Source organism: Rhodococcus sp. RDE2, assembly GCF_020885655.1.
GTDB lineage: Bacteria > Actinomycetota > Actinomycetes > Mycobacteriales > Mycobacteriaceae > Rhodococcus > Rhodococcus pyridinivorans.
In genome coordinates this window covers 2,752,448-2,775,909 of the sequence record NZ_AP025186.1, presented here as the reverse complement: position 1 = coordinate 2,775,909, position 23,462 = coordinate 2,752,448, and the positions used below count along the sequence as shown (strand labels likewise).

General features: G+C 67.5%; 25 protein-coding genes and 1 pseudogene. 6 read left to right on the top strand and 20 right to left on the bottom strand.

Going from position 1 to position 23,462, the window contains the following annotated elements:
- Window positions 1-2 precede the first annotated feature (2 nt).
- The 5 genes from LPH33_RS13030 to LPH33_RS13010 all read right to left on the bottom strand — a co-directional run bounded on the left by LPH33_RS13030 (window position 3) and on the right by LPH33_RS13010 (window position 7,802).
- Window positions 3-2,411, bottom strand: a complete 2,409-nt coding sequence (locus LPH33_RS13030) for a phosphoketolase (protein ID WP_229564886.1) — start codon at window positions 2,409-2,411, stop codon at window positions 3-5.
- 61 nt (window positions 2,412-2,472) lie between these two features.
- Window positions 2,473-3,156, bottom strand: a complete 684-nt coding sequence (locus LPH33_RS13025) for a DNA alkylation repair protein (protein ID WP_229564885.1) — start codon at window positions 3,154-3,156, stop codon at window positions 2,473-2,475.
- A gap of 130 nt (window positions 3,157-3,286) precedes the next feature.
- On the bottom strand, window positions 3,287-4,417 hold the full coding sequence (locus tag LPH33_RS13020; RefSeq protein WP_160875356.1) for a tyrosine-type recombinase/integrase: 1,131 nt from the start codon (window positions 4,415-4,417) through the stop codon (window positions 3,287-3,289).
- Entirely contained in the window at window positions 4,414-6,906 is a 2,493-nt protein-coding gene (gene pepN, locus LPH33_RS13015) for an aminopeptidase N (RefSeq protein WP_229564884.1), read from the bottom strand. Before pepN ends, LPH33_RS13020 begins: the two co-directional genes overlap by 4 nt.
- A 50-nt stretch (window positions 6,907-6,956) precedes the next feature.
- Window positions 6,957-7,802 carry an SDR family oxidoreductase gene (locus tag LPH33_RS13010; RefSeq protein ID WP_229564883.1) on the bottom strand — a complete coding sequence of 282 codons (846 nt, stop codon included), beginning with the start codon at window positions 7,800-7,802 and terminating at the stop codon, window positions 6,957-6,959.
- A 121-nt stretch (window positions 7,803-7,923) separates the two neighbouring features.
- On the opposite strand from LPH33_RS13010, the gene LPH33_RS13005 reads away from it, so the two are divergent.
- A complete protein-coding gene (locus LPH33_RS13005) occupies window positions 7,924-8,298 on the top strand; it encodes a winged helix-turn-helix transcriptional regulator (RefSeq protein WP_059384459.1) in 375 nt (124 codons plus the stop codon).
- 98 nt (window positions 8,299-8,396) lie between these two features.
- On the top strand, window positions 8,397-8,834 hold the full coding sequence (locus LPH33_RS13000; RefSeq protein WP_059384458.1) for a carboxymuconolactone decarboxylase family protein: 438 nt from the start codon (window positions 8,397-8,399) through the stop codon (window positions 8,832-8,834).
- A gap of 27 nt (window positions 8,835-8,861) precedes the next feature.
- Here the strand turns inward: LPH33_RS13000 and LPH33_RS12995 are convergent, their stop codons facing one another.
- The 5 genes from LPH33_RS12995 to LPH33_RS12975 form a co-directional block, all read right to left on the bottom strand.
- Entirely contained in the window at window positions 8,862-9,506 is a 645-nt protein-coding gene (locus LPH33_RS12995) for a LysM peptidoglycan-binding domain-containing protein (protein WP_229564882.1), read from the bottom strand.
- Between the two features lie 127 nt (window positions 9,507-9,633).
- Complete coding sequence (locus LPH33_RS12990) at window positions 9,634-10,089, bottom strand: nitroreductase family deazaflavin-dependent oxidoreductase (protein WP_059384457.1); 456 nt, start codon at window positions 10,087-10,089, stop codon at window positions 9,634-9,636.
- A 299-nt stretch (window positions 10,090-10,388) separates the two neighbouring features.
- Window positions 10,389-10,535 (bottom strand): hypothetical protein, encoded by a 147-nt coding sequence (locus tag LPH33_RS12985; protein WP_229564881.1) that lies wholly within the window; start codon window positions 10,533-10,535, stop codon window positions 10,389-10,391.
- Window positions 10,536-10,550: 15 nt separating this feature from the next.
- Entirely contained in the window at window positions 10,551-11,111 is a 561-nt protein-coding gene (locus tag LPH33_RS12980) for an aspartate/glutamate racemase family protein (protein WP_229564880.1), read from the bottom strand.
- A 314-nt stretch (window positions 11,112-11,425) separates the two neighbouring features.
- Entirely contained in the window at window positions 11,426-11,611 is a 186-nt protein-coding gene (locus LPH33_RS12975) for a hypothetical protein (RefSeq protein WP_229564879.1), read from the bottom strand.
- On the opposite strand from LPH33_RS12975, the gene LPH33_RS12970 reads away from it, so the two are divergent.
- The gene (locus tag LPH33_RS12970) at window positions 11,610-12,677 is read left to right on the top strand and encodes a hypothetical protein (protein WP_229564878.1); all 1,068 of its coding nucleotides are present in this window, start codon (window positions 11,610-11,612) and stop codon (window positions 12,675-12,677) included. The genes LPH33_RS12975 and LPH33_RS12970 overlap by 2 nt on opposite strands.
- Window positions 12,678-12,690: 13 nt before the next feature.
- Here the strand turns inward: LPH33_RS12970 and LPH33_RS12965 are convergent, their stop codons facing one another.
- The 5 genes from LPH33_RS12965 to LPH33_RS12945 all read right to left on the bottom strand — a co-directional run bounded on the left by LPH33_RS12965 (window position 12,691) and on the right by LPH33_RS12945 (window position 16,994).
- Window positions 12,691-13,422 carry a DJ-1/PfpI family protein gene (locus tag LPH33_RS12965; protein ID WP_145692003.1) on the bottom strand — a complete coding sequence of 244 codons (732 nt, stop codon included), beginning with the start codon at window positions 13,420-13,422 and terminating at the stop codon, window positions 12,691-12,693.
- Window positions 13,423-13,495: 73 nt separating this feature from the next.
- The gene (locus tag LPH33_RS12960; RefSeq protein ID WP_088899020.1) at window positions 13,496-13,936 is read right to left on the bottom strand and encodes a VOC family protein; all 441 of its coding nucleotides are present in this window, start codon (window positions 13,934-13,936) and stop codon (window positions 13,496-13,498) included.
- A 120-nt stretch (window positions 13,937-14,056) separates the two neighbouring features.
- Complete coding sequence (locus LPH33_RS12955) at window positions 14,057-14,653, bottom strand: hypothetical protein (RefSeq protein WP_088898981.1); 597 nt, start codon at window positions 14,651-14,653, stop codon at window positions 14,057-14,059.
- 106 nt (window positions 14,654-14,759) lie between these two features.
- Complete coding sequence (locus tag LPH33_RS12950; RefSeq protein ID WP_145692004.1) at window positions 14,760-16,013, bottom strand: acyl-CoA dehydrogenase family protein; 1,254 nt, start codon at window positions 16,011-16,013, stop codon at window positions 14,760-14,762.
- Between the two features lie 57 nt (window positions 16,014-16,070).
- Entirely contained in the window at window positions 16,071-16,994 is a 924-nt protein-coding gene (locus tag LPH33_RS12945; protein WP_324256215.1) for a helix-turn-helix domain-containing protein, read from the bottom strand.
- Window positions 16,995-17,191: 197 nt separating this feature from the next.
- Between LPH33_RS12945 and LPH33_RS12940 the strand changes: the two genes are divergently transcribed.
- Both LPH33_RS12940 and LPH33_RS12935 read left to right on the top strand, forming a co-directional pair.
- Window positions 17,192-18,166: a cyclase family protein gene (locus tag LPH33_RS12940; protein ID WP_026060867.1), complete on the top strand. Its 975-nt coding sequence runs from the start codon at window positions 17,192-17,194 to the stop codon at window positions 18,164-18,166.
- An 8-nt stretch (window positions 18,167-18,174) separates the two neighbouring features.
- Window positions 18,175-19,833 (top strand): class I adenylate-forming enzyme family protein, encoded by a 1,659-nt coding sequence (locus tag LPH33_RS12935; RefSeq protein WP_229564877.1) that lies wholly within the window; start codon window positions 18,175-18,177, stop codon window positions 19,831-19,833.
- 221 nt (window positions 19,834-20,054) lie between these two features.
- Here the strand turns inward: LPH33_RS12935 and LPH33_RS12930 are convergent, their stop codons facing one another.
- The 4 genes and pseudogenes from LPH33_RS12930 to LPH33_RS12915 form a co-directional block, all read right to left on the bottom strand.
- Window positions 20,055-20,741, bottom strand: coding sequence for a hypothetical protein (locus LPH33_RS12930; protein WP_229568336.1), 687 nt, complete (start codon window positions 20,739-20,741; stop codon window positions 20,055-20,057).
- A pseudogene (locus LPH33_RS12925) lies at window positions 20,687-21,409 on the bottom strand (MmgE/PrpD family protein); the annotation flags it as partial. The pseudogene LPH33_RS12925 and the gene LPH33_RS12930, both read right to left, overlap by 55 nt.
- Window positions 21,406-22,242 (bottom strand): cyclase family protein, encoded by an 837-nt coding sequence (locus tag LPH33_RS12920; RefSeq protein ID WP_106199639.1) that lies wholly within the window; start codon window positions 22,240-22,242, stop codon window positions 21,406-21,408. The gene LPH33_RS12920 and the pseudogene LPH33_RS12925, both read right to left, overlap by 4 nt.
- The gene (locus LPH33_RS12915) at window positions 22,239-22,535 is read right to left on the bottom strand and encodes an HpcH/HpaI aldolase/citrate lyase family protein (RefSeq protein ID WP_226949835.1); all 297 of its coding nucleotides are present in this window, start codon (window positions 22,533-22,535) and stop codon (window positions 22,239-22,241) included. Before LPH33_RS12915 ends, LPH33_RS12920 begins: the two co-directional genes overlap by 4 nt.
- A 140-nt stretch (window positions 22,536-22,675) precedes the next feature.
- Here LPH33_RS12915 and LPH33_RS12910 point away from each other — a divergent pair, with 140 nt between their 5' ends.
- On the top strand, window positions 22,676-22,990 hold the full coding sequence (locus LPH33_RS12910) for a hypothetical protein (protein ID WP_143533474.1): 315 nt from the start codon (window positions 22,676-22,678) through the stop codon (window positions 22,988-22,990).
- Between the two features lie 113 nt (window positions 22,991-23,103).
- Here the strand turns inward: LPH33_RS12910 and LPH33_RS12905 are convergent, their stop codons facing one another.
- Window positions 23,104-23,355 carry a DUF6480 family protein gene (locus tag LPH33_RS12905; protein WP_059384447.1) on the bottom strand — a complete coding sequence of 84 codons (252 nt, stop codon included), beginning with the start codon at window positions 23,353-23,355 and terminating at the stop codon, window positions 23,104-23,106.
- Window positions 23,356-23,462 lie beyond the last annotated feature (107 nt).

Here is a 23,462-nt window from a genome sequence, read left to right as displayed (position 1 = left end):
GCTCAGTCGATTCCGACGCCCTGCCAGTGCCAGTCGGTGATCACCGGCATGTCCTCGCCGTGGGTGCGCACGTAGCGGGTGTGCTCGGCGAGGATGTTCTCGAGTTCCTCGCGGGCGTGCCCGGCGATGGGCCGGATCCGCTCGACGCGGTCGAGGACGTCGAGCGCGAGGTGGTAGCGGTCGATGCGGTTGAGCACGCACATGTCGAAGGGTGTGGTGGTCGTGCCCTCCTCGATGTAGCCGTGGACGTGGAAGTTCTCGTGGTTGGTGCGCCGGTAGACGAGACGGTGGATCAGCCACGGATAACCGTGGTAGGCGAAGACCACCGGCTTGTCGGTGGTGAACAGCGCGTCGAAGTGCGCATCAGGCAACCCGTGCGGGTGCGCCCGGTCGTCCTGCAGCCGCATGAGGTCGACGACGTTGACCACCCGGATCCGCAGGTCGGGGAAGCGGCGGTGCAGGATGTCGACGGCTGCGAGGGTTTCCATCGTGGGGATGTCGCCGGCGCAGGCGAGCACCACATCCGGTTCGACGTCGCGGTCGGTCGAGGCCCACTGCCAGATCCCGATGCCCTTGCGGCAGTGGGTCATCGCGTCGTCGATGTCGAGGAACTGTACGGCCGGTTGCTTCCCGGCGACGATCACGTTGATGTACTGGCGGGTGCGCAAGCAATGATCGGCCACCGAAAGCAGGGTGTTGGCGTCCGGCGGCAGGTAGACGCGCACGACTTCGGGTTTCTTGTTGACGACGTGGTCGATGAATCCGGGATCCTGGTGCGAGAAGCCGTTGTGGTCCTGCCGCCACACGTGGGAGGTGAGCAGGTAGTTCAGCGACGGGATGGGGCGGCGCCAGCGGATCCGGTTCGTGGTGAGCAGCCATTTGGCGTGCTGGTTCACCATCGAGTCGACCAGGTGCGCGAAAGCCTCGTAGCTGGAGAACAATCCGTGCCGGCCGGTGAGCAGATACCCCTCGAGCCAGCCCTGGCAGGTGTGTTCGGACAGGATCTCCATGACGCGGCCGTCAGGGGCGACCCGGTCGTCACCCGGCTCGATGCGCGCGTTCCAGGTGCGGTCGGTGGCGTCGAGGACCGCGTCGAGGCGGTTGGAGTTGTTCTCGTCGGGCGCAAACATCCGGAAGTTCGTGGCGTTGCGCCGCATGACGTCGCGCAGGAAGGTGCCGAGGATGCGGGTGGCCTCGCCGGTGGCGGTGGCCGGTTCGGGAACGTCGACGGCGTAGTCGCGGAAGTCGGGCAGGATCAGATCCCGCAGCACCGCTCCCCCGTTGGCGTGCGGGTTGGCGCTCATCCGCCGGGTGCCGCCCGGCGCGAGGTCGCGCAGGGCCGCGACGGGAACACCGTCGTCGTCGAACAACTCCTTCGGCCGGTAGCTGCGCAGCCACTCCTCGAGGAGGCGGCGGTGCTCGTCGTTCCCGCGCGGATCACCGATCGGCACCTGGTGGGCGCGCCACGTGCCCTCGACCGGGGCGTCATCGACCTCCACCGGGCCGGTCCAGCCCTTCGGGGACCGGAGCACGATCATCGGCCACGCCGGTCGGGTCGCGTTTCCCGAGCTGCGGGCGGTCTGCTGGATCTCGGAGATGCGGTCGAGCGCCGCGTCGAGGGCGGCGGCGAAGCGCCGATGCATGTCGGCGGGATCGTCACCGGCGACGACGATCGGTTCGTGCCCGTAGCCGCGCAGCAGCGAGATCAGTTCGTCCTCGCCGATGCGCGCGAGCACCGTCGGGTTGGCAATCTTGAAACCGTTGAGGTGCAGGATCGGCAGCACCGCACCGTCGCGGCGCGGGTCAACGAATTTCGTCGAATGCCAGCTCGCGGCCAACGGGCCCGTCTCGGCTTCGCCGTCGCCGACGACCGCGGCGACGATCAGATCGGGATTGTCGAAGGCGGCGCCGTAGGCATGCGAGAGGGAGTAGCCGAGTTCACCGCCCTCGTGGATCGATCCGGGGGTCTCGGGGGCGACGTGGCTGGGAATGCCGCCGGGGAACGAGAACTGGCGGAACAGGCGCCGCATGCCGTCCTCGTCGCGGGAGACGTCCGGGTAGACCTCGCTGTAAGTGCCTTCGAGCCACGCCGCGGCCACCGGTCCGGGTCCGCCGTGACCGGGACCCATGACGTACATCATGTCCAGGTCGCGGGTGGCGATGGCGCGGTTGAGGTGCGCGTAGACGAAGTTCAATCCCGGTGTGGTGCCCCAGTGTCCGAGCAGACGCGGTTTGATGTGTTCGGGCCGCAGCGGTTCGCGCAGCAGCGGATTGTCCATGAGATAGATCTGGCCGACGGACAAATAGTTCGCGGCCCGCCACCACGCGTCGAGGGTGTCGAAGTCCGGATCGCTCGTGGGCCCGGGCTCGGCGGCTGCGTCGGAAGTGGTCTGCGGTGTGCGGAGTGACATCGGGTTCCTCGTCGTCGGCGACCGGGGTGCTCGTTGCAGCGGTACCCATCCGGCGACGGGCTCACTCGCCTCGGCGCCGCACCATCTCGCCGATCCAGGCCGGCGCGTACGGCGACGTGCAACCGGGGGACGTCGGATAGTCCTTCAGCACCTCGAGGCGTTCGCCGATGTCGAGCGCGCGGGCCCGGTGGTCGGGATGTTCGATGCCGATCTGCGCCAGGCACGTGTTCATCGCCCATTGCAATCGTTCGGGGGCGTCGCGCATCCGGGCGTCGATGGTGTCGAGCAGGCCGGACAGGTCGAGTCCGTCGGCGTTCTTGACGACGCGCTCGGCGGTGAGCGCCCATCCCGCGCTCGCGACGACCGGATCGGGATCGGTCATCCACCGACCGCGCAGCTCCTCGGTGTGCGGGTTCTTCTTCACGACGTAGTTGACGAACCAGTCGTGCACCTTCGGGGTGCCGGTCTCGCGGACCATCGCGTCGAGCTCGTCGACGGTGAACGCCTTGGGGCGGCAGATCAGCAGCGCGAGCAGCCGGGCGGCGGTGTCGCCGGTGGCCCAGAGTTGCTGCGCGAGCTCGTGCTGGGTCTTCACCCGCTTGGCGACGGCGCGCAGGGCGGAGAGGCTCACGCCGTGGTCGTCGCCGTGTTTCTCGTTCACCGCGCGGATCTTCGGGTCGTCGAGCGCGGCGAGTTCGGTGAGCAACTCCTCGACGGTCGGAGCGTCCGTTGTCGTCTGTGCCACCGCGATCTCCTGTTCCTGGGTGTCGGTCGCGCCTCAGCCTACGAGCGCCGGGCGACAGCATGTGCCGGTTCCGTCGTCGATTCGGGTGGGTTCGGCCCCGCTGAGCGGGGTCGGATCCACCCGAATCCGCTCACAGGCCGAGTTGGGTCACGGCGTTGCCGACGAGACCGGCGTGGTGGCGGCTGTACAGCGCGACCATCCGTTCGTCCGCGTGCCCGGTCTGCGTCATGATCGTCTGCGTGGTCGCGCCGCCGCGCACCGCCTGGGTGACGAACCCGGCCCGCAGGCTGTGCCCGCCGAGGGTGGCGACGAGGTCGTCGCTGAATCCGGCGCGGCGGGCGCGGCGCTGGATCATCGAGTGCACGGACTGTCCCGACAGCGCGGTCGTCCCCACCGTGCCGCTGTGGTGCACCGGCCGGAACAGGGACCGGTCGCCGTCCTGTGTGCGCCCGGCCGCGAGACCGCGGCAGCAGTGCTCGGCCGGGTCGGCCGCGGCGGTGCCGAGCAGGTCGACGACGGCCTCGCGTCCGGACTCGTCCCACGCGTCGAGCACCTCCCGCCAGCGTCGATAGGCGCATACCGGGCAGGTGTGCGGATCGGACCCGTACGGCAGGGTGACGGTGCGGCCGCGGGCGCTGCGGTCGGTCTTGGAGCGGCGGACCGTCACGTAGAGCCCGTCGGCGCGGTGCGGGACGACATCGGAGACGACGAGGCCGGTGAGCTCCGAGCGGCGCAGCGCCCCGGCCAGCCCCATGAGCAGCAGCGCCGCGTCGCGACGTTCGGCGACGCGTTCGGCCCACCCGGCGTCGGCCGCCTCGGAGCGCATCGCGGTGAGGATGGTGCGGATGTCGTCGGTGAGCAGCGGGGTCCGGCGCGCCGGCGGGGTGGCCCGGTCGCGTCGGATGCCGCGTAGGAGGTCGCGGACCGATTCGTGCCCACCGGGTTTCGGTAGGCCCGCGAGGGCGTGCATCTTGTTGATGGTCGACACCCACCGCGACAGCGTCGACGGCGCGTACGCCCAGCGCCCGTCCGGGCGCACTTCGGCGGCCTTCTCGGTGAGGAACCAGCTCAATTGCTCGGCGGTGGCCGGCATCGGACTGTGCCCGGTGCGTTCGCACCAGCGGGTGAAGATCGTCCAGTCGCCGATCTGGGCGGCGCGAGTGTTCTCCGAGGTCGCCTTCTCCCGCAGCCGCCGCATCGCGGTGGCGACCGTATCCGGGACCGCGGGCACCTCGGGACGGGGCAGATCCGGGCTGGTCACGGCGTGTTGATCCTCTGGACACGCAGGTCGCGGGCGAGATGGTCGCGCTGTTCGATCACCAGCCGCCGCAGCGCGGCCGGGGCGTCGGTGTGGGCCTCGAGCCAGGTGTCGACGGGTTCGAGGCTGTCGGCCGCGGGGAACAACCCGACGACGATGCGGCGGGCGATCTCGATGCTGCGGCTCGTCCAGGTCTCCTGCAGCACGGCGAAGTAGTCGGTGTCGTAGGCGGAGATCAGGTCGCGGCGCGCCCCGGCGCGGAACCCGGCGATGGTCGCGTCGAGGTGGTCGTTGGTGAGGGTGTGGTCGGCGAGGATCGTCGCCCACGCGTGCGCCTTGACCTCGGCGCGGGGACGGGAGGCGAGTGCGCGCAGGTGCGCGGTGCGTCCCGAGGCGGTGTCGTCGGTGCGCAGTTCCTCGTCGAGGTCGGCCTCGTCGGCGTCGCCGGTGGTGGTCAGCGCCGCCCACCAGCTCCATCGCAGGTCGGGGTCGAGGCGCAGGCCCTCCGGCGGTGCGACGGTGCCGCACAGGATCGCTCGCAGGTCGGCGGCGTGCCGGTCGTCGATGCTCGCCGCGACACCGACGGCGCGGGCGAACGCCAGCTGGGCGTCGCTGCCGGGTGCGGCGCCGTGCATCCCGTCCCAGACCGCGTCGAGCCAGCGACGCCGCGCATCGGTGCGCGCCGAGTCCGGCACATAGTGTTCGACGGCCTGGGCGGCGTTGGCGAGCACCGCGGTGAGCAGCGCGATGTCCGCCTCGTGCGGGGCGAACCGGGCGGCCATCGACAGATAGCGGTCGACGGCGAGTTCCCCGTCGCGGGTCGCGTTCCACAGCGCCGACCACAGCAGGCCGCGCGCGAGCGGTTCGCGGACGCGGTCCAAGGAGGACTCGACCGTGTCGAGCGACCGGGCGTCGAGGCGGATCTTCGCGTAGGTGAGGTCGTCGTCGTTGAGCAGCACCAGCGCCGCCTCGGGCAGGTCGACGGGGGTGCGTTCGTCGGCGAGGTCGACCTCGACGCGGTGGGTGCGGACGAGGTCGCCGGAGTCGTCGGGGTCGTAGCAGCCGACGGCGAGGCGATGCGGGCGCGGATCGCTCTGCACGATCTCGTACCCGGTCCCGGACTCCTCGAGGTGCAGGGTGGATACGCCGGTGGTCTGCAGCCATGCCTGCGCCCAGGACGTCAGGTCGCGGCCGGAGGTGCTCGACAGTTCGACGAGCAGATCGTCGAGGGTGGTGTTGCCGAAGGCGTGCTTGCGGAAGTACCGGCGGGCACCCTCGAAGAAGGCGTCGCGGCCGACATAGGCGACGAGCTGCTTGAGCACGCTCGCGCCCTTGGCGTAGGTGATGCCGTCGAAGTTCAGTTTCGCGGCCTCGAGGTCGACGATGTCGGCGACGATCGGATGCGTCGTGGGCAGCTGGTCCTGCAGATACGCCCAGGCCTTGCGGCGGTTCGCGAAGGCCACCCACGCGTCGGTGAACTTGGTGGCCTCGGCGCTGGTGAAGGCGCCCATGAAGTCGGCGAACGACTCCTTGAGCCACAGGTCGTCCCACCACTTCATGGTCACCAGGTCGCCGAACCACATATGGGCCATCTCGTGGAGGATCGTGTTGGCGCGCCCCTGGTGCTGGGCGGCGGTTGCGGCGCCACGGAAGACGTACGCCTCGGTGAAGGTGACGCAGCCGGGGTTCTCCATCGCGCCGAGGTTGTATTCGGGCACGAACACCTGGTCGTACTTGCCGAACGGATACGGATAGTCGAAGTGCTCGGCGTAGAAGTCCATGCCCTGCCGGGTCACCTCGACGATCTCGTCGGCGTCGAGATGCTCGGCGAGCGAGGCGCGGCACAGCACCCCCAGCGGCACCGTCAGCTCGTCGCGGCTCCACGACGCGTCGACCCGGTGGTACGGGCCGGCGACGATCGCGGTGATGTAGGTGGAGATCGGCTGGGTCGGCGCGAACGTCACGGTCTGCGTGTCGTCGCGCTGCACCGTGCGCTCGGCGGCCTCGTTCGAGAGCACCTGCCAGCGCCGCGGGGCGGTGACCACGAAGGTGAACGGCGCCTTGAGATCCGGCTGTTCGAAGCACGCGAACACGCGTCGGGCATCGGCCGGTTCGTACTGGGTGTAGAGGTAGGTTTCGCCGTCGACGGGGTCGACGAAGCGATGCAGCCCCTCCCCCGACCGGCTGTACCGGCCGGTCGCGACGACGGTGACGACGTTGATCTCCTTCAGACCACCGATGGTGATCCGCGCGCCGTCGTAGACGACGGGCACGAGCTCGCCGTTGATCGTCACCGACTCGACGGAGTCGCCGATGAAATCGAGCCAGGCCTCGTCGGTGGAGGCGGTGAATTCGAGCGTCGTGACCGTGGGGAATCCGGTGCGTCGGGCGTCGACGGCACCCCGAAGGTCTAGTTCGACGCGGTAGGAGTGCACGTCGAGTGCGCGGGCGCGCGCGGCGGTTTCGGCACGGGTCAGATTCGCGGAGCTCACGAGTCCCGATCCTGCCATCACGCGCCCGGACTCGACGGGATTAGCGGGTGTCAGGCACCGATCGCTTCGGCTGCCGGCGTGGCGGGGCGTCCGATGAGGCGTTCGAGATCTCCACTGTCGGTGTCGAGCGCGCCGACGGCGATGCCCGCGTCGGAGTCGGCGAGCACTGCCGCGAACTGTACGGGCACACCGGCGTTCTCGAGGATCGTCGCGTACTCCTCCTTCGGCAGATCCTTGTAGGTCACGGGTACGCCGACGATGCCGGAGAGGACCTCCGCCAGGTCGGCGTAGGTCAGTCGCTGACCGCCGAGTTCGTAGACGGCACCGGCGTGTCCCTCGGTCGTGAGGACCGCGGCGGCGGCTTCGGCGAAGTCCTTGCGGGCCGCTCCGGCGACGCGGCCTGTGCCGGCCGAACCGAACAGCGCCCCGGTGGCAGCGGCTGCGGTGCCCGAGTTGTCGTAGTTCTCCCAGTACCAGCCGTTGCGCAGGAGGGTGTGCTCGATGCCGGAGGCGGCGAGCAGTTCCTCGGTGGCCTTGTGTTCGCCGGCGAGGATCAGCGGGCTCGTGGCCGCGCGCAGGATCGAGGTGTAGGCGATGAACGCGACGCCGCCGGCCTTGGCGGCGTCGATGATGTTGGTGTGCTGGGGCAATCGCTGTCCCACTTCGCTGCCGGAGATGAGGAGCAGCTTGTCGACACCGGCCAGCGCCTCGCGCAGGGCCGCCGCATCGGCGTAGTCCGCGACACGGACCTGCACCCCGTCGGCGGCCAGGTCTGCGGCCTTCGCCGCGTCGCGCACGATGGCGACGATGTCGCCTGCGGCGATTCCGCGGGCGCGGAGGGCGGTGATGGTCAGGCGGCCGAGGTGGCCGGCGGCGCCGGTGACAGCGATGGTCATGGGACTCCTCGAAGTGGTCGAGCGGGCTCGGGAACCCCACCATCTCATCACTTACTTTTAGTAAGTGCAACCGTTCGAGTCAGTACCCATCGCTCGCATAGCCGCCGTATACTCGGCATTCATGAGCACCGATCGCCTCCCCGAAGCCGATGTCTTCGCGCGCGAGTGCCCGTCGCGTCCGGTGCTGCAGAGCATCACCGGGCGTTGGGGTGTGCTGGTGCTGGCGGCCCTCGTCGACGACACGCGTCGGTTCTCGGAACTGCGTCGCCGGGTCGACGGCGTGAGCGAACGCATGCTGTCGCAGACCTTGCAGACCCTCGAACGCGACGGCCTGATCCACCGAGCCGTCCTGGGGACGATCCCTCCGCACGTCGAGTACTCGCTCACCGACCTCGGACGCCGCATCACCGCGCCACTGCTGACGCTCATCGACGTCGTGGAGGAGTCGATGCCCGAGATCGCCGCCGCGCAGAACGAGTACGACCGCGGCCACTGATCCGGCAGCGCGAACCGCCCCCACCGGCCCGGATGCGGCTGACAGAATGGAGCGGCCGGTCGTTCCGGCCGGTGTCGCTCGCCGGAAGGACATCCACGATGGCGCACGTCAATCTCGGTAAGCAGCACCCGGCCGCCTACAAGAGCGTACTGGCATTGAACAAGGAGGTCGAGGAGGCCGTCGCGCAGGCCGGTCTCGATGCGAAGCTCGCCGAACTGGTGAAGATCCGCACGTCGCAGCTCAACGGGTGCGCGTTCTGCCTGCGCATGCACACGCGGGACGCCCTGGAGAAGGGCGAGACCACCGATCGTCTCGCGGTCCTCGCGGCCTGGCGGGAGTCGCAGTACTTCTCCGACCAGGAGCGGGCCGCGCTCGCCCTGGCGGAAGAGGTCACGCACCCCATGGAACCCGGTCGGCACGAGTGGGACAACGGTTCGCTCAGCGACGAGCAGGTTTCCGCCGTCACGTGGCTTGCGATCGTCATGAACGCGTGGAACCGCATCGCCGTCCGGAGCCACTACCCCGTCGGCCCCTGACCCGCACCGGCCCCACGGCATCCCTCCTCAGAAGTCGGTGAGGTTCGGGAAGAACAACACCTGCCCGACGGTGATCCTGTCCGGATCGGCGATGTGGTTGGCAGCCGCGATCATGGCGAACATCTCCGCGTTCCCGTAGTGGTCCTCCGCCAGAGCCCGCAGGGTATCGCCTGCGACGACGGTGTGCCGGTAGTTGAGCCCGGGACGGATCAGCACCCGTCCGACCTCGACGTGGTCGGGGTCGGTGATGTGGTTCGGAAACGAGATCACCGGATACAGTTGCGCCTCGCCGTACCAGCGACGTGCGAGCCCCGAGAGGGTCTCACCGGTGACCACGGTGTGGTGCCCCACGTCCCCGAGTTCGGGAACCAGCAGTGACCGGCCGACCCGGACGACGTTCGGGTCGGTGATGTGGTTGGCCGCCGCGAGCACCGGGAACAGGGTCCCGTCGCCGTAGAAGTGTTGCGCCAATCCCGACAGTGTCTCGCCGGGCGCAACGGTGTGCCGGTCGGTGATGTACGGGATGAGCAGTTCCTGTCCGACGGTGATGTCGTCCGGGTCGACGATGCCGTTCGGAACAGCGATCACGGGGTACAACGTCGCGTCACCGTAGAACCGCTGTGCCAGCTTCGAGAGGGTGTCGCCTGCGACGACTTCGTATTTCGTAACCATGACCGTGCCTCGGTGGTGTGGAGGGTCGTCGATTCGAATCGAATCGACGAGGATCATGGTGCTCACCGTCGGCACGATGCACACGCGTAGTGCGCTACCCGAATCTCGTACGAGAGATGTCCGTCGACTACGTCGGTGGCAGCAGTTCGAAGACCGGATGATGATCGGCCTCCGCGACGAACCGCTCCACCGGGTCGTTCCTGCTCGCCTCGAAATACCGTCGGGTGGCGGACGCCAACTCGACGTACCGCTGCAGGACCGGCCCGGCCTCCTCCGCCGACACCTCACGGATCGAGTAGCGGTGCGTGTCCCGCCGCCTGCTGAGCTCGACCTCACCGGCAGCACGCGCGTTGTGCACCCACCCCACCGATCCGTACGGGGCCACGAGCCAACGTTTTCCGTGCAGATCGACGATCAGCACGGGGTTGCGGCGGATCTTCCCGGTGCGCCTGCCGCGCGTGGTCAACAGATTGGAGTGCGGCACCAACCCCGCGCGGGTGAGAGCGCTCATCACGGCGTTCTCGAGGTGCCGCCACCGGCTCGGTCGGTAGGTGCGCTCGGGGCGGAACGAACTGTCGGTCATCGTCCGCCCCCACCCCGGCCACGCAACCCCGAAGGCCCGCGGCCCGTGCTCGACAAGCCGGGACGCCGACAGCCGACGTACCCCGGGCTCGCTGAGCCGGGGCAGTGTGGCCGACATGTCCGCATGTGGCCGGTCGGGCGGCGACCTGTCAGCGCCGGTCGGCGGACTCGTCGGTGACGAGGCGATACAGCACGTATACCGCGAACCACGCGATGAGCACCGACGCGATCACGAGGGCGATCTCGTAGAAGAGGACCATGTGCTCGATGCTACGACCCGCTGTGGCTACCTGCCTGTTATCACCGGAACTGTCCGCCGCGCCAGGTCGGCAGGTCGCGCGTTCCCAGTGCCACCTCGAGGGCCGCTCGTCCGGACAGCCGTGTCGAATCCAGTACCGGTAACGGCGAGTCGTCCGGGGAGACCAGCAGCGGGATCTCGGTGCACACCAGCGCGACCGCGTCTCACCCGGAGTCCGCGAGTCTGCCGATGAGGTCCATGAAGGACGCCCGGGTCTCGTCCCGGAAGACGCCGTGCACCAATTCGTCGAAGATCGCCGCGTGCACCAGGGCCTGATCGTCGTCCGTCGGGATGACGGCCTCGATTCCTCGTGCCGCCAGTTCGCGGGGGTACAGAGGGCCCTGCATGGTGAACCGCGTTCCCAGGATGCCGACGCGTCGGTGCCCGGCGCACTGCGCCGCGTCGGCGACAACGTCGATCAGGTGCAGCCCGGGAATCGCGAGGGGATCGCCGGGCGTTTCGAGCGCAAGATGGGCGGTGTTGTCCGGACACACGAAGAAGTCGCATCCGACCCTGGCCAGACGATCGACGCTGGTCGCAAGTACGGCGCGCACCGCCTCGTGGTCCCCGCGCTCCCACGCGGGCATGCAGCGCTCGAAGGAGATGCAGTCCATGGTGACGTCCGGATGTGCCGGATGCCCGACACGGGTGCTGTGCTGACACACCTCGCGCCAGCACAGCGAGGCACCTTCCCAGCTGTGGCCCAGGATTCCGACATGTCTCATCCCTGTACCCCCTTTGTCCTGCACCTGAGATCACCCTTCGTATGCAGAGCCCGTTCGACTATCCCTCCTTCATCGACATGCACGCTCGACCGAGCGCAGAATTCCAGCGCTGCAATGCCTTTCATCGCCTCCGCCGGCCCGGGCACACAGTTGACGACTCGCGTTCCGCGCACCTGACGACCGGCGCCGGAGCCGAGGGTCCCACTTTTCTGCCGGCTCCCCGATCCCCGGATCGGAGGGATGCACAGTTTTCGACCCGTGTCGGCACTTGATCGTCATAAGTGGGGATTATGACGATCAGTGCTCTCACTCGATCATGGACGAAAGCGAGCGGTTTCAATGGCGATAGTAGTTACGAAACCGGAAATCGTACGTTGTTTGGCCAGTTCAGCATGTTTCATATCGTTTCGTTTCATTACGGTCTTGTTCTGTAATAACGTAACTAAATGCGGTACGATACCTACGACCTGCGATTTCGGCGCCACGACGAGGACATCCATGACCGACGCACACTCCCCCGCCCGCGAAGCGACCACCGACGAGGACGACTCGAGCAAGCCTCGGGTGGGACGCCCCCGGAAGTACGCCACCGCAGCCGACCGCGTGCGCGCCTATCGCGAACGCGAGCGCGCCAAGAAGGAAGCTGCCGGCATGGCCCCACCGGTCGTCGAGAGCCCGGACGATGCGGTCTCCGCGCTCACGGCCGCCACCACTGCACTACGCGCGTTGGCCACCAACACCGTCGAGCAGTACTCGGCGATCGCCGAGCGGATCACCACCGCGGTCGACAAGCTCACCGACGCCGAGGCCGTCGAGGCTCAGATGACGCGGTCGGCCGCCGAACTCGCGAAGGTCAAAGCCGACGCCGACGCGAAGATCGTCCGGCTACGCGAACAACTCGCCCAGGCAATCGAGGACCGCGACAACGCCGACGCCGCAGTGGCCGCCGTCGATGCCGAACTCGCCGACGCTCGTACCGCACACACCGAACAGGTGCGCCGACTCGAGGAAGCGCATCACGCCGAGCTGACTCGGCTGAAGGACGAGCACGCGGCAACACTGCAGCGGTGGAAGGACGAATTCGAGGCAGCGACCGCCGAGCACACACGAACTGTCGGCGACCTGCGAGCGACGATCGTTCAGCAGGACGAGTCGCTCACCGCACAGCGACGGGAACTCGACGACGCGGCTGCCCAGCGTGAGCGCGCGACCGTCGAGATCACCGATCTGCGAGCCGAGCTCGCGCGCCTGCAGGCCGCGCTCGACCGGGAGGTCGCGACCCGCGAACGCCTCGACACCGAGCTCACCACCGAGCGCGACCGCACCTCCGAGCTACGGAGCCGACTCGAGGAATCGCGCATCACCGCCGCGACGGCCCAGGCGGCCGAGACCGCAGCACGGGCGCGTGGCGACGAACTGCGGGCTGAACTGTCGGCACTGCGCGACGAGATCACCGCCTTACGCGACGAGACGAGGACGCTTCAGGCGGAGAATCTGACGCTGAAGACCGAATCGAGTTCTCTCCGTGCCGAACTGGATGCAGCGAGAACGGCCGGGACGAGCTGAACCGGCCGGCCGATCATCGAGCGCGTGTCCGCGATCGGCGAGCGCGCACTCCGTCGATCACCGTCGACCACGCCAAACGACTTGCCGCGGTCATATTGGAAACGCGAACGGCGTCGCGGGTGAGAAGTGCGTTGGCCAGCACTTTCGTATGCCGCGACGCCGAACTGGTGTGACCGCTGTCGAACGGCGGGGCGGGGTCGTACTCGATCATCAACTGGATCGCCTTCGCGCGTTCCTCCCCCGCGATCCGGGCCGCGAGCGACAGTGCCAGGTCGATTCCGGCGGAGACGCCGGCGCAGGTGACGACTTTGCCGTCGAAGACCACCCGTTCGTCACCGCACGGAACCGCTCCGAACGCGCGCAACGCCGTCAGCGCTTGCCAGTGCGACGCCGCGCGTCGGCCCTCGAGGAGTCCCGCCGCGGCGAGAATCAGCGCGCCGCCGCATACGGAGACGGTCCACGTCGATGTCCGGTGTGCGCTGCGCAGCCATTCGCGGAGACGGTTGTCCTCGGCGGCGACGGCGATGGCTGTCCCCGACCCGGGTACGAGCACGATGTCCGGGCACGGTGTCTCGTCGAACGTGTGTGTCGCGCCGAGCGCGAGCATTCCGCTGTCGACAACGACCGGTCCGGTCTCGTGCCAGACGAAGCGCACGTCCGCCTCCGGAAGGTACCGGAGCACTTCGTACGGTCCGACGACATCCAGTGCGGTCAGACCCGGGAAGACGACGATGGCGATCTGCACTCCGGCACCCTAGCAGTCTGCGCACGCATGTACTCAGACTTTCGGTGCCGATCTCCGCGGGTAGGGACGAGCGTCAACCGAACTGTTCGAACAGCGAGACGATGATCCCGTCGGGTCCCCGCACGTACGCCATTCGCACACTGTTCTCGTACTCACCGATGCCCCCGACGAGGCCGTATCCCCGCTCGGCGACAGCATCGACGGCAGCGTGGAGATCGCCGACCTCGAACGACACATTGCGGATCCCGAGCTCGTTGGGCATCGCCGTCGGCGAGCCGGGAAGGTGGTCGGGTGCGATGAACCTCGAGAGTTCGAGCCGGGCTCCTCCGTCCGGCGGTCGGAGCATCACGATGTCGCAGTGCGTGCCGGGCAGACCGCAGACGGTCGCGGGAAAGTCGCCCTGCACAGTGCCGGTGCCTTCGACCTCGAAGCCGAGGCCGACGAAGAACGCCGTCGCGGCGTCGAGGTCCGAGACGGTCAGGCCGACATGATCGAAGCGTCGTACGTGTGCCATGGGATCCATCCTTCGATGTTGTCTCGTCCGTTTGCTGCTGGGACGGAGCCGGTGCTCGGATCTCGACATTCCACGGACTCGGCGGGACACCGGATCGTTTCCCACCACCGCATCGATGAGCTACGACGCGCCCACCGCTCTGCGACGCGCAACTCTGATCCAAGCGGCCCTGACAAGCATCAGCAGGCACAGCCCGATGCCCCATCCGATCTCCGACAGCATCACACCCACTCCCGCCTGACCGGTGTCGTCGGTACTGGCCACCACGCTGAAGGCGGTGGTGAATCCTGCCGCCGTGCCGATTGCGGCGGCCAGTCCGCCGCTCACCACCCAGCGAGATCGACGAGCGGAAAGGAGGCACGCCAGCACGGCGGTCACTCCACAGGCGATCACCTGCCAGGTGGGGAACTCGTTCGGTGCGGGCAGGCCGGGGCCTCGGAATTCTCCGTCGTGCTCTGCCGACCAACTCAACCATCCCGCGCAGGACAAGAATCCGAGTGCGAATGCGGTTGCACCGGTCGCCCACAGGCCGCGCCGGCCGAGACCCACGGGTCGATCACCGGTCTGCTCGTGGTCGCTCGTCGGACTCCGGACACCGGCACGCTCCCGCTGCCAGGCAACCCACACCGTGCTCACGCCGATCAGGGTCGGCACGCCCACGAAGATGAGCACGATCCACAGGAATTGAGCCCAGGAGAATTCGAAACCGGCGGCCATAGGCAGACACTATGTCGAGGGGAGGGAAAGTCCGACGCACGGTCGTGATCGGCCTACGGTGCCGGCCCTTCGATCGGCTGCGTCCCCATCCGTACGAGGAGCGCGGTCACTTCGGGTACTTGCGTAGTTCGTTCTTGGCGATCGTGCGCAGGTGCACTTCGTCGGGCCCGTCGTAGATGCGCATGGCGCGGTGCCAGCCGTACATTGCGGCCAGGGGGACGTCGTCGCTCATACCCGCGCCGCCGTGCACCTGGATCGCCCGGTCGATGACCTCGAGGGTCATGCGCGGCACTGCGACCTTCGCGGCGGACACGTACGGGGCGGCGGCCTTGTTGCCGTGTTCGTCGATGGTCTTGGCCGCGAGACGGCACAGCAGCCGGGCCTGTTCGATCGCGACGCGCGATTCGGCGATCTGATGCTGCACGACACCCTGCTCGGCCAGTGTCTTGCCGAAGGCGACACGTCCCTGCGCGCGCGTGGTCATCAATGCCAGGGCTCGTTCGGCGGCGCCGAGTGCGCGCATGCAGTGGTGGATGCGGCCGGGTCCGAGACGTGCCTGCGCCATGGCGAAGCCGCCGCCCTCCTCCCCGAGGAGGTTCTCGGCGGGAACGCGGACGTTGTCGTAGACGACTTCGCAGTGACCGTGCTGGTCGTGTCGTCCGAACACCGGCAGGTCGCGGACGATCGTGACCCCCGGAGTGTCGATCGGCACCAGGATCATGGACTGCTGACGATGGGTGTCGGCACTCGGATCGGTCTTGCCCATGACGATCAGCACCTTGCAGCGAGGATCCGCGGCGCCACTGGTCCACCACTTGCGACCGTTGATGATGTAGCTGTCGCCGTCGCGCTCGATTCTGGTCTCGATGTTGGTGGCATCGGAGCTGGCCACGGCGATCTCGGTCATCGAGAAAGCGGACCGGATCTCGCCGTTCAGCAGTGGGTCGAGCCACTGCTTCTTCTGATCATCGGTGCCGAACAGGTGGAGCAGTTCCATGTTGCCGGTATCGGGAGCCTGCCCATTGGTGGCTTCCGGGGCGAGATGCAGGCTCCAGCCGGTGATTTCGGCGAGTCCGGCGTAGTCGAGCTGCCCGATGCCGGATTCGGACGGCAGGAACAGATTCCACAGGCCCCGCTTGCGGGCCTCCTGCTTGAGGGTCTCGATGACGGGCGGGACGGTGTGGTCGTCGGGGCCGACGTTGCGGCGATAGGTCTCGTATTCGTGTTCGGCGGGGAACACGTGGCTGTGCATGAACTCCACCAGCGCCTGTTCGAGTTCGAGTGCTCTGGGAGACGGTCGAAGATCCAGTGATCCGGTGTTCGTCTGCGCGGTGAGCATGCTGTTGGCTACGTCGGTCATACGGTTTCTCCCTCGAAGGTTCGGTCGGGGACGTCGTGAAACGGGGTCGAGGTTCGGTCAGGGACTGCGGTCGAGGTCTGAGCCTCGGTACTGCATGAGATCGAGGGCGTACTCCACGTAGAGGTTCGCGACTTCTTCCGGGCTCATCCGCCCGCCGGGTCGCCACCAGGTGGGGAGAGCGGTACACATCGAAACCACGGCGCGAGCGGCGTCCTCGGGATTGCGGACCCGGAACGATCCGGCGCGCACGGCGGCCAGCACCTTCTCGTCGACGACCGCTTGTTGCCAGTTCCTCTTGTTGGCGATGATCCGTCGATTCTCCGTTGTAAGAGAACGCATCTCACTGGCACCGATGAAGCCGAGTTCGCGCCGGTGCGTGTGGTACAGCGCCAGGTTCTCGATCAACAATGTGAAGACCGTGACAGGATCTCGGCCGGCCCCTTCGGCGAGTGCGCCGCGCGTGCGCTGCTCCAGATCGTCCATCGTCACCTGATAGATCGTCATCAGGATGTCCTGCTTGCTGGTGAAGTAGTTGTAGATGCCGGGAACCGACAGGCCGCAGCGCTTGGAGATCTCGCGCATGCTCGTGCCGTGGTAACCCACGGCGAGGATCTCCTCGAGCGCGGCCTGGACCACGGGCGCGAGCGGCAACGGCTCGTACTCACGCCACTGCCGGCGCGTTTCGGTCTGTCCGAGGCGGTCTGGCCGGGCCGCAACGAGGGTTTCGGGTTCCACTGCGGGTGCCACAAGTGCCGTCCGACCGGCTTCGAGGATGTCCGCCGGCCGCACTCCGAGTGCGTCGGCGATGCGGTTCAAGCGATCAACGGTCAATCCGGTCTTGTCGTTCTCGATCTGACTCAGCGTGGCCGGGCTGACGTCGATGCGCTGGGCCAGGCCCCGCAGCGTCATGCCGCGCGCAGTCCGTACCTGGCGCAACCCGGCCCCGACCGACGCCGACCTGTCGACCGAAACCGCGCTCACCGACAACTCCTGTGTTTGGAATAGTTGAACACTGCTCACCCGACCCTCGACCGTTCCGGGCAGCGTATCCATTTGCACGACTGTCTCGCAGTCCTTTTCAGGAAAATATCGAACCGTTGACGTCGGCAAGTGTGACGTGCACCATAGGCGACACCGAGCGTGTGCTCGCTCCCGCTGTTTACCCGATGGAGGACAACATGACCGAGGTCGACGCTCCCGCAATGCGTGAACTGCTCGGAGAGAACGCGCCGAGCAATTGGGGCAAGTGGGGACCCGACGACGAGCTGGGTGCACTGAACTACCTCGACGCAGCAGAGGTTCTGCGCGGCGTCCAGCACGTCAAGTCGGGCGAGACCTTCACGCTCCAGATCCACATGGGACGCGCCGAGAGCCCCGGCGACCCGCTCTGGCCGGGTCGCGAAGGAATCAAGCGGCAGAACGTGCTCGACGAGAGCTCCTGGGACGGCGACGGGGCTCCGGCCTTCCCGGGTGGCCTGCACTACGCCGACGACACCGCCTTGGTCTTCCTCCAGGGATCGACCCAGTACGACGCACTCGGCCACGTCTGGTACGACGGCAAACTCTGGAACGGATACGACGCCCGCAGCACCGTCGGAGGAATGGACAAGGCCTCCGTCCTCCCGATCGCGGAGAAGGGCGTCGTCGGCCGCGGCGTCCTCATCGACATGGCCCGCCATCGCGGGAAGCCCTATCTCGACAAAGGTGAAACCTTCGACCACCGCGACCTCGAGGAAGCTGCCACCGCACAGGGTGTGACCATCGAGCCGCACGACATCCTGATCATCCGCACCGGATGGCTCAAGTACTGGTACGAGCTGAACAACCCCGAGCAGTTCTACGACGGATTCTGCGAACCCGGCCTGACCTACTCCCCCGAACTCGTCGAGTGGTTCCAGGACAAGGAGATTCCGAACCTGGTGACCGACACGATCGCCAACGAGGTGACCTACGACCCGCAGAGCGGCGTCGCACTGCCGCTGCACTGCGCGCTGATGCGCAATCTCGGTGTCACGCTGACGGAGATCGCCTGGCTCGACGACCTCGCCGACGCGTGCGCTGCGGATGGCCGATGGAGCTTCCTCTACACCGCCGCGCCCCTGAAGATCGTCAACGGCACCGGCGCCCCGGTGAATCCCATCGTCATCCGCTGAGGCGAACCATGACCATCTACGGCGACAAGGTGTGGTTGTCGCAGTACGACGCTGCGCAACGGCAACCACGCACGATCGAGTTCGACAATGCCCTGGCGATGTTCCGGGCGACCGTCGACCGCAATCCGGACGCCGACATCATCCGCTACTTCGACGGCCGGATCACCGCACGCGAACTCGACGAGCTGAGCGACGCCTTCGCTGCGGGCATCCTCGACGCCGGGTTCCGTCCAGGAGAACGAGTCGCGATCTACGCACAGAACGTGCCGCAATTCGTGATCGCCCAGCTCGGAACGTGGAAGGCCGGCGGTATCGCGGTGTCCGCCAACCCGATGTACCGCGAACGCGAACTCGAGGAGATCCTGCGCGACTCCGGTGCCACGGTCCTGGTCGCGCTGCAATCCCTCTACACCGACGTGGCAGCGAAGGTCGTCGAGTCGACCGACGTGCGCACCGTGATCACGACGTCGGAACTGGAGTACCAGACTGCGAACAGCGGCACCCTCGCCGGCGTCGAACGCGTCGCGTGCGCGGGCACCACGGACATGGCGGAGATGCTCGCGGCCTTCCGGGGCCGGACCGCCCCTCCTGCCGAGATCGGCCCCGACACGGTCGCTTTCCTGACGTACACCTCCGGGACCACCGGCCCACCGAAGGGCGCGATGACCACCCACCGCAACGTGGCGTTCAACGCGCAGACCTACCGGGACTGGATCGACATCGGTCCAGACGACGTCGTCCTCGGCGTCGCACCGCTGTTCCACATCACCGGGCTCGTCGGCCACATCGCCCTGTCGCTGCTGACCGGTGCACCGCTGGTGCTGATGTACCGCATGGATCCGGCCGACACCATCGACACCATCGAGAAGCAACGCGCCACGTTCACCGTGGGGTCGATCACGGTGTTCATCGCGTTGATGAACGCTCCGAACGCGAGCAAGGAGGCCCTGGCGAGCCTGACCAAGATCTATTCGGGTGGCGCGCCGATCCCGCCGAGCACCATCGCGGCGTTCGAGGAGAGGTTCGGTCACTACATCCACAACATCTACGGCCTCACCGAGACGACCTCCCCGTCACACGGGGTGCCGCTCGGCAGGCGGGCTCCGGTCGACGAGCTGACCGGAGCGACCTCCGTGGGCGTGCCGGTCTACGACACCGTCGTGCGGATCGTCGACGACAACGGCAACGATCTTCCCCCGGGCGAGGTCGGGGAGCTCGTGACGGCGGGACCGCAGGTGGTGGCGGGGTACTGGAACAACCCCGAGGCCACGGCGAACTCGATCCCGAACGGCGTGCTGCACACCGGCGATGTCGGCTACATGGACAGCGACGGCTGGTTCTACATCATCGACCGCAAGAAGGACCAGATCAACGCCAGTGGCTACAAGGTCTGGCCTCGCGAGGTCGAGGACGTGCTCTACGAACACGACGCCGTTCGCGAAGCAGCGGTGGTGGGTGTACCCGACGAGTACCGAGGGGAGACTGTCAAAGCTTTCGTCAGCCTCCGCCCCGGAGCCACGGTCACGCCCGATGAGCTGATCGCGTTCACGAAGAAGCGACTGGCGGCCTACAAGTGCCCACGCTTCGTCGAGATCATCTCCGACATCCCCAAGACGGCGACGGGCAAACTGCTGCGCCGCGAGCTACGAACGGCGACACCGTCCTGACGATGGTCGCAGAGTTTCTCGCCCGCGTGCGCACTCCGTAGGCGCTGCGCCGAAGGCGGGTCTTCTTCGGTACAGAGCTACCGGAGAAGACCCGCCTTCTCGCGTGCGACCGGACGGCACACCATCACGATCCGCACATTGCGTGGATCAACCGCGCACGGTCGCCATCAGGGCATCGAGTGACTCGGCGGCGGGGAGCGCCAGCGCGGCTCCAGCGACCTCTACGGCGCTCTCCGGCGACAACCGTCCTTCGCGTTGAGATCGAACTTCATCGTGAGCTCGTCGTCGGAGAGCGGGTTCGCCGGACCACCCCGGTTATGGTCGACGCGAGCCTCGTGCCAGGAACCGTCCCGCGTACGTACCCGGAGCACCGCCGGGAACTGATGTGGGTAGATCTCGTCGCAGCGGTCGTCGCTGTAACTCGTGACCAGCCGCGCGAGTTCGAGTGTGCGCGGATCCTTCGCGGCAGCGTCGGTGAAATCGGCGTGTCCCACACCGAGTCCCGAGCCACCGAGCAGTGCCCGTGCGACGGTGAACGGGCCCGAGAAGGCCGCGTGGTAACCGGATTCGGGAGCAGCCTTCGATGCCGGGGGCTCGGCGATCGTGCGTAGTACCGGCTTCGGTACGCCGAGTTGGATCTCCACGATGTCGGCCGGTCCAGACCGTCGCGGACGAGCGCCCGCGCGGCGTCGATGCCGGCGTGGGTGAAGTGGTTGCACGGGTAGGGCTTGAAGAAGATGCCCGGCAGTTCCCAGTGCTCGCCCAGTCCGTCCAGCACCTTCGCGGTGTCGGCCCGATCGCCGCAGAAGGCGTGCAAGAATCCGAAGCGTCCTTCGATCACGGTCGGCGGTCCGGTGAGCCCGGCGCGAGCGAATTCTGCCGAGGTGACACCGGAGTGTGCGGCCCATCCGCAGTGCGTCCGCTTGACCGTGCCGCCGGTGCGGTTGGCTTCGAGCAATCCGGCACCGAAGCTCGCGGCGATGCCCATGGCGTCCGCGATGCCTTCGGTCTCGAGTCCGTAGAGCATCGCTGCGGCGGCAGCCGAACCTACGGCACCGCAGATGGTGGTTGCGTGCTGGCCACGTTCGAAGAATTCGGAGTTGCCGAGTTCCTCGTCGTAGCCGCCCATTCCCAGGCGGACCACGATCTCGATACCCACACCCGCAGCGTCGAGAACGGCTGCACCGGAGGCTCCCACTGCTTCACCGACGGCGAGCGCCGCCGGGATCACCGAAGCGGACGGGTGCAGCACCGACGGCAGATGGGTGTCGTCGGAATCCATCGAATGGGCGAGTGTTCCGTTGACGAGCGCGGCGGTGGCCGCCGGGAACCGCTCTCGGGTGCCGATGCCGTTGGCCGCGGCTGCGCCCGACCAGTTGCGTGCCACCTCGGTGACGACGCGAGCGGACGGCTGGTCGTGCGCCGCGAGGGAGTTTCCGAGCAGGTCGAGCACCCGGCGCGCGACGTCCTTGCGCAGTTCTGCGGGCAGTCCCGTGGTGCGGATGTCGGCGGCGAGGGCGGCGAGCCGGCCGACGACCGTTCCGGTCAGGTCGTGTCGGGTCTCGGTGCTGGTCACGAGGCCACCACCGCGACGGGGCGCACGGGCGAACCGGTGCCGCCGGTGATGCGCAGCGGTGCCATGACGAACGTGAATTCGGTCAGGCCGCGGGCGCTTGCATCCTCGAGGTCGAGGTGCTCGATGATGTGGATTCCGTTCTCCACCAGCATCACTCGGTGAACCGGAAGAACACTGTGCCCCTTGCCCGCCGGGATGTGTTCGAAGGCAGTCGTGTCTGCACCGGCGGCCGCGATGCCGCTGGCCGCGAGCCACCGGCCCGCACCGACATCGGCGCCCGGAACACCGTCCTGCTGGCCGAGATAGCGTTGCGGATCGTCGAAGTACCGGGCCCATCCCGTACGGATCAGCACGACATCACCGCGGCGCGGTGTCACACCGGCGGCGTCGGCCGCGTCGCGCAGGTCCTGTTCGGTGACCGCCTGCCCCGCGTCGAGGGAGTCGACGCCGCGGACCCGTGCGTCATCGAGGAGCAGTCCACGGCGAAGCATGAAGGGAATGGACTCCGCGCCGAGCTGGGAGAATTTTCCACCGCGCTGGGCTTCCTGGGCGTCGATGCCGCCGTGCAGCTTGCCCTCGTGGCTGACGTGGGAGAGCGCGTCGACGTGGGTGCCGACGTGTCCGCCGGTCACGATGATCTCGTTCGATGCCGATCCGCCGTCGGGTCGCACCATGTCGCCGTGCCGGCGGATGAGCGTCATCCGGAATCCGGGGTGGTTCGGTGAGCAAGGCATACCGGTCGTGTGGGGATGTCCCAGCTCGACGATGTCGACGTCGGTGTCGACGACCGCATTCAGCAGTGCGTCGGGACCGGTGATGGTTTGTTCGGTCATGATGTGGCTCCTCGTACTGTGATGGCCGGGGCTCGGTCGAGTACGACGCGAGCATTCGCAACGACCGCCGGGTCGATGAATCTGCCGTTCTCGTCGAGAACCGCGGACTCCCCCGCCGCCGAGGACGCGGACGCGTCGTCAACGATGCGCTGCGCGCGCTCTCGTTCCTCGGCCGAGGGCGTGTAGGCCTCGTTGACAATGTCGATCTGCTTCGGGTGGACGACGGAGCGTCCGAAGAATCCTTGGATGCGGCCGACTCGGGACGATTCCGCGAGCCCGGCCAGGTCGCTCACGGCGGTCCAGACACTCTGGATCGGCGACGACAGTCCCGCTGCGCGTGCGGCTGTGACGATCCAGCGCCGGCGAGTCCCACGCCGACTATTTCGACCGGCTCTTCGGCACGTCCTATCGCGCCTGGGTCGAGCGCGACCGCGTGATGGTCGCCGGCCTGCAGGCGGTCAACTACGACGACAAGCTCAGCGCGCGGTGGACAGCGCTGGTCACCGATCTCAACGGCCGACTGGCCGCGCAGATGAGTAGGGACGCCGACGCCGGGGAGATCACTCCGCTGTCGGACGACCACGAAGGCCTCGTCACGACCCTGACCGACATGATCGTCATGGCCTTCTTCAAGGACCGATCACTCAGGCCGTCCGAAGCCGAGTCGAGACGGATGCTGGCCAACGTGAAGACGGTCTGGCTCGGAACATGGGTTGCGCCGAACCCGCCGTCGCATCGAGGCGACTGATACGGCGGCGTCATATCGCCTTCGTGGCGTGGTGCGACCGGTCCACGCCCCTCTCTACTACCGCGAGGCAGTTCGCTTTTCCGTTACCTCTTCACCTTCATTTCGTCGCGCGCTCAGAACAGCCCGACTGCTCGGATGATCAGACCGACAGCCACCACCAGGACCACGATCACCACGATCGCGATGGCGATGAGGGCCCCGGCACTGCGGCGCTGCGGCGGTTCGTGTTGCGGACCGCCCACAGCAGTCTCGGCGGGCGGAGTATCTCCGGGCGCCACCCCGCCTCCGGGTTCGAGACCAGGAGTGTTCGCGGGATCAGGGTTCTGCGGGTCGAACTTGGACGCGTCGGGATTCTCGTCAGCCATACTCTCCTGTACCCGATTATCGACGAGCAACGCCTCGACTTTCCTTCTTCGCAGCGCCGCACCTGCGAGTGCGCGGGGTACAACGACTGGGACAACGGTTCGATGAT

Bases quoted from the DNA above. Each gene is read 5' to 3' on its own strand.
- LPH33_RS13030 (WP_229564886.1), bottom strand. From the start codon at position 2,411: ATGTCACTCCGCACACCGCAGACCACTTCCGACGCAGCCGCCGAGCCC.
- LPH33_RS13010 (WP_229564883.1), bottom strand. From the start codon at position 7,802: ATGACCATCGCTGTCACCGGCGCCGCCGGCCACCTCGGCCGCCTGACC.
- LPH33_RS13005 (WP_059384459.1), top strand. From the start codon at position 7,924: ATGAGCACCGATCGCCTCCCCGAAGCCGATGTCTTCGCGCGCGAGTGC.
- LPH33_RS13000 (WP_059384458.1), top strand. From the start codon at position 8,397: ATGGCGCACGTCAATCTCGGTAAGCAGCACCCGGCCGCCTACAAGAGC.
- LPH33_RS12995 (WP_229564882.1), bottom strand. From the start codon at position 9,506: ATGGTTACGAAATACGAAGTCGTCGCAGGCGACACCCTCTCGAAGCTG.
- LPH33_RS12990 (WP_059384457.1), bottom strand. From the start codon at position 10,089: ATGACCGACAGTTCGTTCCGCCCCGAGCGCACCTACCGACCGAGCCGG.
- LPH33_RS12980 (WP_229564880.1), bottom strand. From the start codon at position 11,111: ATGAGACATGTCGGAATCCTGGGCCACAGCTGGGAAGGTGCCTCGCTG.
- LPH33_RS12970 (WP_229564878.1), top strand. From the start codon at position 11,610: ATGACCGACGCACACTCCCCCGCCCGCGAAGCGACCACCGACGAGGAC.
- LPH33_RS12975 (WP_229564879.1), bottom strand. From the start codon at position 11,611: ATGGATGTCCTCGTCGTGGCGCCGAAATCGCAGGTCGTAGGTATCGTA.
- LPH33_RS12960 (WP_088899020.1), bottom strand. From the start codon at position 13,936: ATGGCACACGTACGACGCTTCGATCATGTCGGCCTGACCGTCTCGGAC.
- LPH33_RS12955 (WP_088898981.1), bottom strand. From the start codon at position 14,653: ATGGCCGCCGGTTTCGAATTCTCCTGGGCTCAATTCCTGTGGATCGTG.
- LPH33_RS12950 (WP_145692004.1), bottom strand. From the start codon at position 16,013: ATGACCGACGTAGCCAACAGCATGCTCACCGCGCAGACGAACACCGGA.
- LPH33_RS12940 (WP_026060867.1), top strand. From the start codon at position 17,192: ATGACCGAGGTCGACGCTCCCGCAATGCGTGAACTGCTCGGAGAGAAC.
- LPH33_RS12935 (WP_229564877.1), top strand. From the start codon at position 18,175: ATGACCATCTACGGCGACAAGGTGTGGTTGTCGCAGTACGACGCTGCG.
- LPH33_RS12930 (WP_229568336.1), bottom strand. From the start codon at position 20,741: ATGGGCCGCACACTCCGGTGTCACCTCGGCAGAATTCGCTCGCGCCGG.
- LPH33_RS12920 (WP_106199639.1), bottom strand. From the start codon at position 22,242: ATGACCGAACAAACCATCACCGGTCCCGACGCACTGCTGAATGCGGTC.
- LPH33_RS12905 (WP_059384447.1), bottom strand. From the start codon at position 23,355: ATGGCTGACGAGAATCCCGACGCGTCCAAGTTCGACCCGCAGAACCCT.